Source organism: Pseudomonas sp. R62 (assembly GCF_000257605.1).
Lineage (GTDB): Bacteria > Pseudomonadota > Gammaproteobacteria > Pseudomonadales > Pseudomonadaceae > Aquipseudomonas > Aquipseudomonas atacamensis.
The window spans coordinates 356,389-370,129 of the sequence record NZ_JH635998.1; the positions used below are offsets into that span (position 1 = coordinate 356,389).

Consider the following 13,741-nt stretch of genomic DNA (forward strand, 5'->3'; position numbering starts at 1 on the left):
ATAGTCATGATGTTTCGCGATCAGATCGCGCTGCTGCAGGACCGTGGCCTGAAGGCGACGCAAGCGATCCATCGCCTTGATTTTGGCGGCAAGGATCACCTGGTTGTACGGCTTCGCCAGAAAATCGTCACCACCAGCCTCCAGACAACGGGCCAGCGCTTCACTCTCGGTCAGCGACGTGAGGAAAATGATCGGCACCAGCGCTTCACCCGCCAGCGCCTTGATCTGCCGCGCCGCCTCGAAGCCGTCCATCACCGGCATCAGCGCGTCCATCAACACCAGATCGGGCTGCTGTTCTTTGAACGTTTCCACCGCCTCGGCACCATTGGCCGCTGTCAGCACCTGATGGCCCTGACGGCGGACGATGGTCGATAGCAGCAGCCGGTCGGCGGCACTGTCTTCGGCGATAAGAATGGTCAGCGGCTCTTGCGCCTGCATGGGCGTCAACTGATGTCGAAGAGTTTGTCGAAGTTGGAAATCGCGAGGATTTTCTTCACATCGGAGCTGCTGTTCACGACACGGATATCCGACTCGTCGCCACCGGCGTGATCACGCAGCAGAAGCAGCATGCCCAGCGCGGAGCTGTCGAGGTAAGTAGCCTCTTTGAGATCGACCACGATGGATTCGGGTTTGTGTGGGAGCCGTTCATACGACTCGCGAAATTCCTGATGGCGACCGAAATCGAACCGGCCTTTGACGGCGATGGTGAGCTTTTTCTGGTCTGGAGAGACTTCTGTAACGACTGACATTGACTGGCTTCCTTGTCATTGACGAACCTGTACAAGGTGTAGCACCTGGATAGGGTTGGGGCAAGGCGCAACGGTGGAACAAGTGTGGGAGCGAGCCTGCTCGCGAAGGCATTCTGGCAGTTGACTACAGGCTTGACTGACACGGCGCTGTCGCGAGCAGGCTCGCTCCCACAGGGTTTGGCGGTGTGGTTTAGAAGGCATCACGCCGTGGCAAGCGCTGCGACAGTTCATCGAGCAGCTTCTGCTCGCGCTTGTCTTCCAGGCGTTGCGCCTCGTCGCGATAGCGCTGCACCAGTTTGCGCAAACCCTCGACGCGGGCAAACGCCTGCTGCCATTCCTCACGCGCCTTGTCGAGCTTGTTCTGATGCCAGACCAGGCTCTGCCGTTGCTGGTCGACGGCGGTGTCGAGTTGCGCCAGAAAACCCTGAAAGCCCAGCAGCCATTGCCCGGTCACGCCGGTGCTGCCGCGCACGATCCACTGCTGCGAGTAATCCAGACGAAAGGCATTGAGGTCGGCCAGTTTGCTTTCGGCAACTTTGACCTGGCCCTGAAAGTAGGCGAGGCGCTGCACGGCGGCTTTCTCGGCCTTTTCGGCCATGTCCACCACCGGTGCCAGGCGCGCGGCGCGGCTGACGGCCATGGCCGGTTACCCGCCCGCCGCAGGGGCGAACAGGGTTTCCAGATAGGCCTGGCTTTCACCCAGATTGATTTTGTCGTTGAGGCCCTGGCGCTGATACCTGACCAACTGCGGTTGCAGGGAAATCGCCAGATCGGTCTCGCGGTCGCCACCTGCAACGTAGGCACCGACGCTGATCAGATCGCGGCTCTGCTGATAGCGTGACCAGAGCTGTTTGAAATACTGCGCGCGCTGCATGTGATCCGGCGAAACTACCGCCGGCATCACCCGGCTGATCGAGGCTTCGATGTCGATCGCCGGATAGTGACCTTCCTCGGCCAGGCGTCGTGACAGGACGATATGGCCGTCGAGCACACCCCGCGCCGAGTCGGCAATCGGGTCCTGCTGGTCGTCGCCTTCGGACAGTACGGTGTAGAACGCCGTGATCGAACCGCCGCCCTTCTCCGCGTTACCGGCACGCTCCACCAGTTTCGGCAGTTTGGCGAACACCGAGGGCGGATAGCCCTTGGTTGCTGGCGGTTCGCCGATGGCCAGAGCGATTTCCCGCTGGGCCTGGGCGAAACGGGTCAGCGAGTCCATCAGCAGCAGAACGTTCTTGCCCTTGTCGCGGAAATACTCGGCGATGCGCGTGCAATACATTGCCGCGCGCATACGCATCAGCGGAGCGTCGTCCGCTGGCGAGGCGACCACTACCGAACGTTTGAGGCCTTCTTCACCGAGAATGTGTTCGATGAATTCTTTAACTTCGCGACCACGCTCACCGATCAGGCCGACGACGATGATGTCGGCCTCGGTGAAGCGGGTCATCATGCCCAACAGCACCGATTTACCGACACCGGTACCGGCGAACAGACCCAGACGCTGGCCACGGCCGACCGTCAGCAAACCGTTGATGCAACGGATGCCGACGTCCAGCGGTACGCTGATCGGATCACGGTTGAGCGGGTTGATGGTCGGGCCGTCCATCGGCACCCAGTCTTCGGCCTTCATGCCGCCCTTGCCGTCCAGCGCGCGGCCGGCGCCGTCGAGGACACGGCCAAGCATGCTCATGCCCATCGGCAAACGGCCGGTATCGGCCAGCGGCACCACGCGGGCGCCCGGGGCGATGCCGGCGACGCTGCCGACCGGCATCAGAAAGACTTTGCTGCCGGAAAAACCCATGACTTCCGCTTCCACCTGGGACGGGTGGTAGCTGTCGTCATTGATCACCATGCAACGGGTGCCCATGGCGGCGCGCAAGCCTTCGGCTTCGAGGGTCAGGCCGACCATGCGCAGCAGCCGACCTTCAAGGATCGGCGCGCCGGCAATCTCGGTGGCCTCGGCGTAGGTGCTCAGGCGCTTGGCGAAGCTGGTGCGTTCAAGGCGCATCGCTGGCGTCCGCGCGCGGCTCGTCAGAGTCGACGGCCACTGGGGTGTCTTCGGGAATGTCCAGACTCAAGTCCGGCGTTGCCGGATGCAGGGCTTGCTCGTGCAATTGGTCGAACAGCTTGGCCATGACCTGGGTCACCCGCGATTCGACGCTGGCGTCGATGCGACTGTGCTCGGTTTCAACCCGGCAACCGCCCGGCAACAGCGACTCGTCTTCGACGATGCGCCAGGTTTCTTCGTGGCGTTCGCGCAGGGCTTTGACCTGGGCGAAATCCTGCGGATTGACGTACAGGCGCACGTTTTCCACGCCCAGCGGCAATAGCTTGAGGGCATCGCGCATGACGTGTTCGATCTGCGTCGAATCGATGGCCAGTTCGCGCTTGATCACCTGCTTGGTGATGTGCTGCACGAGGTCGACCAGCGACTTTTCAATCTGCGTATCCTGCTCGGCGATCGGTTCGAACAGGTTGGCCATCAACAGCTCGAGGCTGGCCATTTTCGCCGCCAGCGCTGTTTCGGCTTCCTGACGCACCTTCAGCGTGGTGCTGTGAAAACCTTCTTTTTCGCCAATGGCGAAGCCCTCGTTGTAAGCCTCCTGACGGATGCTTTCGAGTTCCTCCAGGGTCAGTGGCTGGACTTCTTCCAGCGGCACTTCTTCCATTTCCGGCGGTTCGGGCTCCGGTTCCGGCTCGGGTTCCGGTTTCGGCGGGTCGAAGCTGGGCAGCGCCCAGGATTCGAAACCACGAACATCGCGGGCGCGGATCAGATCCGTCACAGACTCGTCAGGCTTATCCATGGGCTTAGATCATTTCCTCGCCGCCCTTGCCACCGAGCACGATCTCGCCGGCTTCGGCCATACGACGGGCAATAGTGAGGATTTCCTTCTGTGCGGTTTCCACGTCGCTGACGCGCACCGGGCCTTTCGCCTCGAGGTCGTCGCGCAACAGTTCGGCAGCACGCTTGGACATGTTCTTGAAGATCTTTTCCTTGACGCCTTCGTCCGAACCCTTGAGGGCCAGTACCAGCACATCGGAAGACACTTCGCGCAACAGCGCCTGGATGCCACGGTCGTCGACGTCGGCAAGGTTGTTGAACACGAACATGAGGTCTTCGATCTGACCGGACAGGTCTTCGTCGACTTCGCGGATCGAGTCCATGAGCTGGCCTTCGATCGAGCTGTCGAGGAAGTTCATGATGTCGGCCGCACGCTTGATGCCACCCAGGGTGGTGCGCGAGGCGTTCGAGTTGCCGGAGAACTGTTTCTCGAGAATCTGGTTGAGTTCTTTCAAGGCAGCCGGTTGCACGGTGTTCAACGACGAAACACGCAGGATGATGTCCAGACGCACTTTGTGGTCGAAGTTGCCGAGCACTTCACCGGCCTGATCCGGATCGAGGTACGCGACCACGATCGCCTGGATCTGCGGGTGTTCGTAACGGATCACGTCAGCGACTGCGCGCGGCTCCATCCATTTCAGGCTGTCGAGGCCGCTGGTGTTGCCACCGAGCAGGATGCGGTCGATCAGGCCGTTGGCCTTGTCTTCGCCCAGGGCCTGGGTGAGCATCTTGCGCACGTAGTCGTCGGAACCGACGCCGAGGCTGGTCTGATCGCCGACGATGTCGACGAATTCGCTCATCACCTGCTCGACCTGCTCGCGATGGACGTTGCCCATCTGCGCCATGGCCACGCCGACGCGCTGAACCTCTTTGGGGCCCATGTGGCGCAGCACTTGCGCAGCATCGGTCGAACCCAGGGACAGCAGCAGAATCGCGGCTTTGTCGACCTTGGTCAGTTTGACGGTGGCGGCTCGGTTATCACTCATCTGCGTTAATCCACTCTTTCACGACCTGAGCCACGCGACCCGGGTCTTCAGCTACCAGACTCTTGATTGCATTCAGCTGCGCGTCATAACCCTCGCTCGGGCTCGGCAACAGAATGCTCTGCGGACCACCGAGGCTCACGCGGTCGTTGGCCAGTTCGCCGTCCAGGCCGCCCATGCCACCGAGTTCCACGTCGCTGCCCAGACCGGCCAGCTCCTTGCCTTTGCCACCGCCGGTGATGTTGTTGAGCACCGGACGCAGCACACCAAACACCAGTACGAGGATGAACAGCACACCCAGCACTTGTTTGACGATGTCCCAGAACCATGGCTGGGAGTAGAACGGAATATCGGCAATCACTTCGCCACGCTCGGCGGAGAACGGCATGTTGATCACGCTGACGCTGTCGCCACGGCTGGCGTCGAAACCGACGGCGTCCTGCACCAGACGAGTGAAGCGCGCCAATTCGTCGGCGCTCCACGGCGCACGACTGGTTTCACCGTTGGCCGGGTTGACCTTGACCTGATCGTCGACCACCACCGACACCGACAGGCGATTGAGACGGCCCTGCTGCTGCTTGGTGTGGCTGATCGAACGGTCGAGCTCGAAGTTCTTGGTCGATTGTTGACGCTTGTCCGCCGGGTACGGTGCGAGCATCGGCTGGCCGGTGGCCGGGTCCATGATCTGCTGACCGTTGGCGTCAACCAGTGGCTGACCCGGCTGGATCATCCCGGCCGGTGCGGCGGTGCCACCGGTGGTCTGCGGCGCCGAGGCAGGCGCCGGTGGCTGGTTGCTCAGGGCACCCGGCACACCTTGCGGACCATTGCTGGCGGTGCGTTGTTCGTTGACCGACTGCTCGCTGCGCAACGCCGGTTGGTCCGGGTTGAACTGCTCGGCGGTCGATTCGACGGCACTGAAATCGACGTCGGCCGAAACTTCAGCCTTGTAGCGATCGTTGCCCAGTACCGGTTGCAGAATGTTGTGCACGCGCTGGGTGAGCATGCTTTCCATGCGGCGGCTGTAATCGAACTGCTTGCCGGCCATGGTCATTTCCGAGTTCTCCGCCTGATCGGAGAGCAGGTTGCCCTTCTGATCGACGACGGTGATCTGCGATTTGCTCAACTCGGGCACGGAAGTCGCCACCAGGTTGATGATCGCCACCACCTGACCCGGCTCCAGCGAACGCCCGCTGTACAGCTCGACCAGTACCGAAGCGCTTGGCTTGCGCTCGTCACGGACAAACACAGAACTCTTCGGAATCGCCAGGTGCACGCGGGCACCCTTGACGTTGTTCAGGCTGGAGATGGTCCGCGCCAGTTCGCCTTCGAGGCCGCGACGATAACGGGTCGCTTCCATGAACTGGCTGGTGCCCAGACCCTGTTCTTTGTCGAGGATTTCGAAACCGATGTTGCCGTCGCTGGGAGTGACACCAGCGGCAGCGAGTTTCATCCGCGCACGGGACAGGTCGTCGGCCTTGACCAGCAAGGCGCCGGAATTGGGTTCTACGTTATAGGGAATGTCAGCGGCGGCCAGGGTTTCCATGACCTGCTTGGCGTCCATGCCGGCAAGGCTGCCGTACAGTGGACGGTAATCCGGCTGCTGCGACCACAGCACCACGGCAAAGCCAATCGCCACGCTCGCAGCCAGACCGACCAACAGGCCGACCTGACGCAGCACGGTCATCTGGGAAAGGTTTTCCAGAAAGGACAGGCCGAACAGCGGCGGTTTGCCGTCGATCGGGGTGGCCTTGGCCGGAACGTTATCAGCGACTGCTTCTGCCATGACTTATTTCGCCCTTAAACCGGCATCTGCATGATGTCTTGGTAAGCCTGGACCAGCTTGTTGCGCACCTGGGTCAGAGCCTGGAACGACACGCTGGCTTTTTGCGACGCAATCATGACGTCAGTCAGGTCGACACCGCTCTTGCCGATCTCGAACGCGTTGGCCAGTTGAGTCGACGCCTGCTGGGTATCGCTGACTTTATTGATCGCCTGACCGAGCATGTCGGAAAAGCTGCTGCCCGCGATTTCAGGGACAGCGGCAGTCGATTTACGCGCAGACATGGCATCCACTTTCATGGCCTGCATGTCCATCATCAACCGATTAAATTCAATACCTTGGCTCATGGTCTACTCTCTTGGGCGGCCCGCAATTTTTTGACACTCACTCGGCGGGTACACAGGTATTAGCAACAAGGGTGCCAGCTAGTGGGCACCCTTCTGAGAAAAGCATCTGGAATGTTTTGCAGCATTGGTCAGGTGGCGAACAGATAGCCTTCGACGTCCATCCCGGCGTCGCGCATTTGCGCCAGTTTGTAGCGCAGAGTCCGCGGGCTGATGCCGAGCTTTTCGGCAGCTTCCTTGCGCCGGCCACGCTCGGCGCGCAGGGTGTCGATGATCATCTGAAACTCCCGGCGGCGCAGGTCATCGCCCAGCGCGCCGGAAGAATCCGCCTCGATTTCCACCTCGCGGTTTACCGATGCCGTGACCGGCAACGGCGCAAATGTCACCGCACCAGTGAGGCAAAAATCCTGCGGCTGAATCAAACCGCCCTGCTGCAGGATCAGCGCGCGCTGAATGGCGTTGTCCAGTTCACGCACATTCCCCGGCCACGGATATGCGGTCAGGCAGGCTTGCGCTTCGGGCGACAGCTTCGCTGCTGCGTGCTTCATTTTATTGACGTGTTTGGCCAGCAACTTTTCCGCCAGCGGCAGGATATCGGCAGTGCGCTCGCGAAGTGGACGCCAGGCCAGAGGGAAAACCGACAAGCGGTAAAACAGGTCTTCGCGAAACCGCCCCGCCGCCACTTCACCGGCCAGATCGCGGTTGGTTGTGGCGACGACGCGAATATCCAGACTGATTGGCTTGCGCGCGCCCACTCGCTCCACTTCACGCTCTTGCAGGACGCGCAGCAACTTGGCTTGCAGCCCCAGTGGCATTTCGGAAATTTCATCGAGCAGAATGGTGCCGCCGTCCGCCTGCTCGAACTTGCCGGCCTGCGAGGCGATGGCGCCGGTGAACGAACCTTTCTCATGACCGAACAATGTCGCTTCGAGCATGTTGTCGGGGATCGCCGCGCAGTTGATTGCGATAAACGGCTGGCTCGCCCGCCGCGATTGCTGGTGAATGTAGCGCGCCAGCACTTCTTTACCGGTGCCGGACTCGCCGGAGATCAACACAGTCGAGTCACTGCGCGCGACCCGTGCCGCCAATTCAAGCAACTGCGCACTTGCCGGCTCGACGGCGACTGGACCGTCCGCTTCGCCAGCGTCAATGCTGCCCAAGGCATGGCGCGCCACCAGATCGAGCAGCGCTTTGGGCTCGAACGGCTTGACCAGATAATCCGCCGCACCCTGGCGCATCGCATCGACCGCACGCTCGACGGCGCCGTGTGCGGTCATCAGCAGCACCGGCAATTGCGGCTGGCGCGCGCGCAGCAACACGAGCAATTGGTGACCGTCCATGCCCGGCATGTTGACGTCACTGACCACCAGGCTGAAGGCTTGCTGCGCCACGGCCGTCAGCGCTTCTTCGGCGCTGCCGACGGCGTGATAGTCGTGGCCGGCGAGCAGCAGCGTATCGGCCAGCGCTTCGCGCAACGAACGGTCATCCTCGACCAGCAACACCTTGATGCCCATGACGTTTATTCAACTCCCTGTGCAGCGGAAAACAGTGGCAGGCTGACCTGCGCGCAGGTGCCGCGCCCGACTCGCGAGCGCAGGGTCAATTCTCCCTGATGCGCACGGGCCACCGCTTTGACCACGGTCAGGCCGAGGCCTGTGCCGGTGACTTTGGTAGTAAAAAAAGGCTCGCCGAGGCGCGCCAAAACTGTCGGCTCAATGCCGCTGCCGCTGTCGCTGACACACAGACGCAGGGTGTTGCCTCTGGTGTAGCAATGCACTTTCAGCCGCGCTTCGCCGGCGCTGGCCTGAATGGCGTTTTCAATCAGATTCAGTAATGCCCCGACCAGTGTGTCGCGGTTGCACAGCAGCTCACCGGCATGGCTGTCGCACTGCCAGCGGATCGGCAGATCCTGCACATGGGTCAGCGCCGCTGCCTGCAGCGATTGCATCAAGGCATTGGGCGAAATGCGGTCGGTCAGCGGTAATTCACCGCGAGCGAACACCAGCATGTCGCGCACTTGATGTTCCAGTTCGTGCAGACGCTCTTTCAGGCGCCCGGCAAAGCGTTGCTGGGTTTCCACCGGCAATTGCTGTTCGGTCAAATGGCTGGCGTAAAGCAAAGCGGCGGACAGCGGCGTGCGAATCTGGTGGGCCAGAGACGCAACCATGCGCCCCAGCGACGACAAACGCTCATGCCGTGCCAGTTGATCCTGAAGATGCCGGGTTTCGGTCAAGTCGTTGAGCAGCACCAACTGCCCCGGCTCGGCATCCAGCGAGCGGGTGGAAATCGACAGACGTCGACCGTTTTTCAAGGAGATTTCATGACCGTCGTCTTCACGGGGAGCGAAGCAGCGTGCGATCACATGGCGCCAGAGTTCGCCTTCGAGTGGCGAGCCGAGCAGATCGATGGCGGCCGGGTTGGCTTCGCGCACCAGACCGTGGCCGTCGATGACGATGACGCCGCCGGGCAACAGGTCGAGGAGGTTTTGCAGGCGATTGGCCAGGCGTTCTTTTTCCGCCAGTTCCTGCATGCGCTGGGCGCTGACCACCGCCAGCTCCCCCTTGAGTTCGGTGACCCGCGCTTCGAGCAGGCTGTAGGAGTCGGTCAGCTGGCTCGACATCTGGTTGAACAGCTGAAAGGCCTGCTCAAGCCCCTGACGACTTGCCTGCTCTACGGACGAGGGTTGCCCCACGATATTGGAGGCAGAAGAGATCTGGGCGGCTTGGGGCATTGGGCTCTCTCGCTTGGCTGACCGTCAGTGAAACGGAACGTTGCGAGGGCTATAGCAATACCCGTGCCTAAAAAAAACTGCTTATAAATGAAGCGCTTGAAAAACAGGCGTCAATCATCCGCCTGTTCGTCTCCTCCAGCCCGGCTCATGCCGTACTTGCGCATCTTCTCGACCAGGGTGGTGCGACGGATGCGCAGACGTTCAGCGGCCCGTGCCACGATGCCATTGGCGTCGTCCAGCGCTTGCTGAATCAGGCCCTGCTCCAGACCACCGAGGTAGTCCTTGAGGTCGAGGCCTTCCGGCGGCAGCAGTGCACTGGCGCTGAAATCCGGCGTATGGCCGTTGATCGCCACGCGCTCTTCCAGATCGCTGCGCAGGCTGTCGACCATCTGCTCGTCTTCGTCGTCGACGTAGCGGAATTTCTTCGGCAACTCGACCACGCCGATTACCCCGTACGGGTGCATGATCGCCATGCGCTCGACCAGGTTGGCCAGCTCGCGGACGTTGCCCGGCCAGCCGTGACGGCACAGCGACATGATCGCCGCCGAGTTGAAACGGATCGAACCGCGCTTCTCGTGCTCCATGCGCGAGATCAGTTCGTTCATCAGCAGCGGAATGTCTTCGACGCGCTCACGCAGCGGCGCCATCTCGATCGGGAACACGTTCAGGCGATAGTAGAGGTCTTCGCGGAACGAGCCGATCTCGATCATGCTTTCGAGATTCTTGTGCGTTGCGGCAATGATGCGCACGTCGACGCTCTGGGTCTTGTTGCTGCCCACGCGTTCGAAGGTGCGCTCTTGCAATACGCGCAGCAGCTTGACCTGCATCGGCAGCGGCATGTCGCCGATTTCATCGAGAAACAGCGTGCCGCCGTTGGCCAGCTCAAAGCGCCCGGCACGGCTGGTGATCGCGCCAGTGAAAGCGCCCTTCTCGTGGCCGAACAGTTCGCTTTCCAGCAGCTCTGCAGGGATCGCCCCGCAGTTGACCGGCACGAATGGCGCGTCGCGGCGCTTGGAGTGATAGTGCAGGTTGCGCGCGACCACTTCCTTGCCGGTGCCGGACTCGCCGAGGATCAGTACGCTGGCGTCGGTGTCGGCCACCTGCTGCATCATCTGCCGGACGTGCTGAATCGCGCGGCTGGTGCCGACAAGACTGCGGAACAGATTGGGTTCGCGATGACGGCCGCGCTCGCGGGCCTGGTCGTACATTTCACGATAGACCTGGGCGCGATGCAGCGAATCGAGCAATTTGCTGTAGCTGGGCGGCATTTCCAGGGTCGACAGGACGCGGCGACGCTGGTCTTCAGGCAGGTCAACGGAAGAATTATCGCCCATTAACAAAACCGGAAGGAACTCATCCCAGGTTGCGAGTGTCTTTAGCAAGCCCAAAAGCGCGCCAGGAGCATTGACGGTCCCGATCAGTACGCAAATGACTTCACGACTAGACGACAAAGAGCCGACAGCCTGCTGCCAGTCATGGCTGCCGCAGGGTAAATTTTCTTCGCCAAGAAAATTCAGAATCACCGCCAGGTCGCGGCGGCGGACGCTATCGTCATCGATCAGCAGAATTTTGGTTTCACGCCACATGCAATAGCAACTTCCCTAGTCAACTCAATGCCCGAAAAATAAGGCAAGCGAGACGCTTGCAGGACACCATGTGCCTGTAGACGCCCTAAACCTGATAATAGCCACTAGTTAAGTCAAAAAACCGTGCACAGTCAAATTTATGGCGCACATCTCTGGTTTAACTGACGGTTAATCAACCAAACAGATGGTAAACCTTTGCAGCCTTTTGCGCTTGGGTGATCTGCGACATCTCGTTGGCTATCGCCTGCCGCTCGCCCATTGCTACCTCGAGAAGCTCTTTGTAGACGAATAGCAGCTCCTCAAGGTTGTCGCGCAGTGCCACTTCGTCCAGCGAAGCTTCCGCCATGACGTCTTCCATGCAGGAACGGCAAGCCAGGTCCAACTCACCAATGGCTTCCCAGTTTCGTTCGGCCAATGCTCCGACCAACGCTTCACGGGTATCGGCTATTCGCTGCAATACAAGACTCATGGTGATCTCCTTCAGAACTGCGGAGCCGGCACGGGCGCGATGGCGTCCCAACCTTCTTTGACCGTTGTCAGCAGGCCGGCGACTTCGTCGAGCACATGTGGGTCGCTGCTGATGTTCGCCTCGGCAAGACGCTTCATCATGTAGATGTACAGGCCATCCAGATCGGCCAGCGCCTCGGCGTTGTTCTCAAGATCGAGGCCTTCACGCAGGCCACTGACGATGCCGATGGCCTTGCTGATCGCCGTGCACTTGCCGGGAATGTCCTTGCGTTCGATGGCGCCTTTGGCCTGCGCAATCCGGGCCAGGCCACCTTCCATCAACATTTGCACCAAACGGTGCGGGCTCGCTTCGGACGTCTGCGCATGGGCGCCGACTTTCTGGTACTGCCGAAGGGCTAACATCGGGTTCATGTTCTACCTCATTGCCACGTTGACTCGTATAACCAGTGTATCGCCAACCGGTCCGAAAACTTTAGATCAAAAGACAAAAACCCGGCGCACGCCGATAAAGCGTAGCCGGGTTTTTGTCGTTACTGACTGTTACTTCGCGGACTGCTGAGCGTTCAGCGAGCTGAAGAACGACGTGATGTTGCTCGCCGTTGCCTTCATCTGGCCGACCAGCAAGTCCATGGCGTTGTACTTGGCGGTCAACGTCTTGGTCAGGTTGGCGACACGCAAATCCAGCGCCAGCTGCTGGTTGGTTAGATTGCGTGTGTTGTTGTTCAGAATGGTCAGACGCTGATCGAGCAAACCGCTGGTAACCTTGCTACCCGCTGGAGCTTTGAGGTACGGATCAACCGCCGCCTTCATGCGCGCCAACAGACCGTTGGTATCGTCGGTCCCGGTGAACAGTTGCTGAACCTGGCCAGTCATGCCCGGCTGATCCATGGTTTTGTTGAACGCAGCGGTATCAAACGTCAGGTTACCGGTGTTGCGGTCGGTCATCACACCCAACTGCGACAACACCGCCAGCGGTCCGCCAGCGCCCACTGCCGTCAACTGCTCACGGATATCGGCAATCAACGAACGTGGCAGCGAGTCACCGGTGAAGGCTGCCTGCACAGTCAGTTTGCCGTCTGCGTCCGGCGTCGCCTTGGACAGCGTGTCAACGGTATTCTTCAGCGCATTGTAAGCGTCGACAAACGTCTGAATCGAAGTCTGCAGCCCCTTGGTATTGGCATCGACGCTGATGACGGTCGGCGTGCCATTGAGCGGCGTTGCCGTGGTCAGATTCAAGGTCAGGCCACTGATCGCGCCGCTTACCGTGTTGCTCTTGCTGGTTACCGTCAGACCGTCGATGGTCAGCTCGGCATTTTGCGCAATGCCGTTGACCGCGCCCGAAGCACCGGCGGCCGGGCTGGTACCCATCAGCTGGGTACCATCGATTTCCAGACCGGCAATACCGCTAACGGTCAGATCGGAACCTGCGCCGGTCTTGCTTGAGCTGATAACGAGGCGCGAGGAACCGGAGCTGTCGGTGACGATGTTGGCGGAAATGCCGTTGGCGCCCTGAGCCTTGTTGATGGCGTCACGGGTGGTCTGCAAGGTGGCATTGGCGGGGATGTCGACGTTGTAATCAGTGCCATTCTGACTGATTTTCAGGGTACCACTCGGAATGGCACTGGCGGCGCCGCCGGCAAAGGAAGCACTGGCGATTTTCGAGCCCGTGGCCAGCTTGTTCACCACCACATTGTATTTGCCCGCAACCGCGGTGCTATCGGAGGTGGCACTGAGAATATCGGTATTGCCCGACGTCGCCGCAAAGCCGGCAAACGCAGGGTTGGTCTTGCTGCTCAGGTTGGTCATCGCCGTCTGGAATGCGGTCAGCGCACTCTTCAACGAACCGACACCGGAGATCTTCAGGCTATTGGTCTTGGTAGCAGTATCGATCTGCGTCTGCTTGGCAGACTTGTCGGCGTTGACCAGCGCAGTCACGATCGCGCCGATGTCCAGGCCGGAACCCAGTCCGGAACCCGGTAGAATTGGACTTGCCATGTGCATCTCCCTTCAGATTGTTGCCATTCTTTTGACCGTTACACGCGTCCTGAGAATGGGCAAACACTATTCATGCCAGCTATCAGACTTTGGCGTCGAACAACACGTGGCTTGCATTGGCCAGGCTGTCTGCGAGCTTAAGGGCTTCGGCGGAGGGAATCTGTCGAACGACCTCACCCGTCTCGCTTGCGATCACCTTGACGATGACCTTGCCGGAATGCTCGTCGATCGAGAACTCCAGATTACGCTTGATCGACTGTACGAAC

15 protein-coding genes are annotated in these 13,741 nt (G+C 60.5%); all 15 read right to left on the reverse strand.

All coding sequences use genetic code 11. The features are described from left to right. The coding region (locus tag OQK_RS03120) for a response regulator (protein ID WP_038860480.1) at nucleotides 1-438 on the reverse strand (438 nt) is incomplete at its 3' end. Between the two features lie 5 nt (nucleotides 439-443). Continuing rightward, complete coding sequence (locus OQK_RS03125) at nucleotides 444-749, reverse strand: STAS domain-containing protein (RefSeq protein ID WP_016771075.1); 306 nt, start codon at nucleotides 747-749, stop codon at nucleotides 444-446. Between the two features lie 190 nt (nucleotides 750-939). Then, nucleotides 940-1,389, reverse strand: a complete 450-nt coding sequence (gene fliJ, locus OQK_RS03130) for a flagellar export protein FliJ (RefSeq protein WP_016771076.1) — start codon at nucleotides 1,387-1,389, stop codon at nucleotides 940-942. 6 nt (nucleotides 1,390-1,395) lie between these two features. After that, nucleotides 1,396-2,754 (reverse strand): flagellar protein export ATPase FliI, encoded by a 1,359-nt coding sequence (gene fliI / locus OQK_RS03135; protein ID WP_016771077.1) that lies wholly within the window; start codon nucleotides 2,752-2,754, stop codon nucleotides 1,396-1,398. Then, a complete protein-coding gene (gene fliH / locus OQK_RS03140; protein ID WP_016771078.1) occupies nucleotides 2,744-3,550 on the reverse strand; it encodes a flagellar assembly protein FliH in 807 nt (268 codons plus the stop codon). Before fliH ends, fliI begins: the two co-directional genes overlap by 11 nt. A 4-nt stretch (nucleotides 3,551-3,554) precedes the next feature. Then, nucleotides 3,555-4,574, reverse strand: a complete 1,020-nt coding sequence (gene fliG, locus OQK_RS03145) for a flagellar motor switch protein FliG (RefSeq protein WP_016771079.1) — start codon at nucleotides 4,572-4,574, stop codon at nucleotides 3,555-3,557. After that, nucleotides 4,567-6,354, reverse strand: a complete 1,788-nt coding sequence (gene fliF / locus OQK_RS03150; protein ID WP_016771080.1) for a flagellar basal-body MS-ring/collar protein FliF — start codon at nucleotides 6,352-6,354, stop codon at nucleotides 4,567-4,569. Before fliF ends, fliG begins: the two co-directional genes overlap by 8 nt. Nucleotides 6,355-6,368: 14 nt before the next feature. Next, nucleotides 6,369-6,698: a flagellar hook-basal body complex protein FliE gene (gene fliE, locus OQK_RS03155; RefSeq protein ID WP_016771081.1), complete on the reverse strand. Its 330-nt coding sequence runs from the start codon at nucleotides 6,696-6,698 to the stop codon at nucleotides 6,369-6,371. 128 nt (nucleotides 6,699-6,826) lie between these two features. Next, complete coding sequence (locus OQK_RS03160) at nucleotides 6,827-8,209, reverse strand: sigma-54-dependent transcriptional regulator (protein ID WP_016771082.1); 1,383 nt, start codon at nucleotides 8,207-8,209, stop codon at nucleotides 6,827-6,829. A 5-nt stretch (nucleotides 8,210-8,214) separates the two neighbouring features. Beyond that, on the reverse strand, nucleotides 8,215-9,426 hold the full coding sequence (locus OQK_RS03165) for a sensor histidine kinase (RefSeq protein WP_016771083.1): 1,212 nt from the start codon (nucleotides 9,424-9,426) through the stop codon (nucleotides 8,215-8,217). A gap of 110 nt (nucleotides 9,427-9,536) precedes the next feature. Continuing rightward, nucleotides 9,537-11,012, reverse strand: a complete 1,476-nt coding sequence (locus OQK_RS03170) for a sigma-54 dependent transcriptional regulator (protein WP_016771084.1) — start codon at nucleotides 11,010-11,012, stop codon at nucleotides 9,537-9,539. Nucleotides 11,013-11,184: 172 nt separating this feature from the next. Beyond that, nucleotides 11,185-11,481 carry a hypothetical protein gene (locus OQK_RS03175; RefSeq protein WP_016771085.1) on the reverse strand — a complete coding sequence of 99 codons (297 nt, stop codon included), beginning with the start codon at nucleotides 11,479-11,481 and terminating at the stop codon, nucleotides 11,185-11,187. Between the two features lie 11 nt (nucleotides 11,482-11,492). Continuing rightward, the gene (fliS, locus tag OQK_RS03180) at nucleotides 11,493-11,891 is read right to left on the reverse strand and encodes a flagellar export chaperone FliS (RefSeq protein ID WP_016771086.1); all 399 of its coding nucleotides are present in this window, start codon (nucleotides 11,889-11,891) and stop codon (nucleotides 11,493-11,495) included. A gap of 129 nt (nucleotides 11,892-12,020) precedes the next feature. Further along, nucleotides 12,021-13,475, reverse strand: coding sequence for a flagellar filament capping protein FliD (gene fliD, locus OQK_RS03185; RefSeq protein WP_016771087.1), 1,455 nt, complete (start codon nucleotides 13,473-13,475; stop codon nucleotides 12,021-12,023). Between the two features lie 82 nt (nucleotides 13,476-13,557). Next, nucleotides 13,558-13,741: flagellar protein FlaG (locus OQK_RS03190; RefSeq protein ID WP_016771088.1), on the reverse strand; the 184-nt coding region annotated here is incomplete at its 5' end.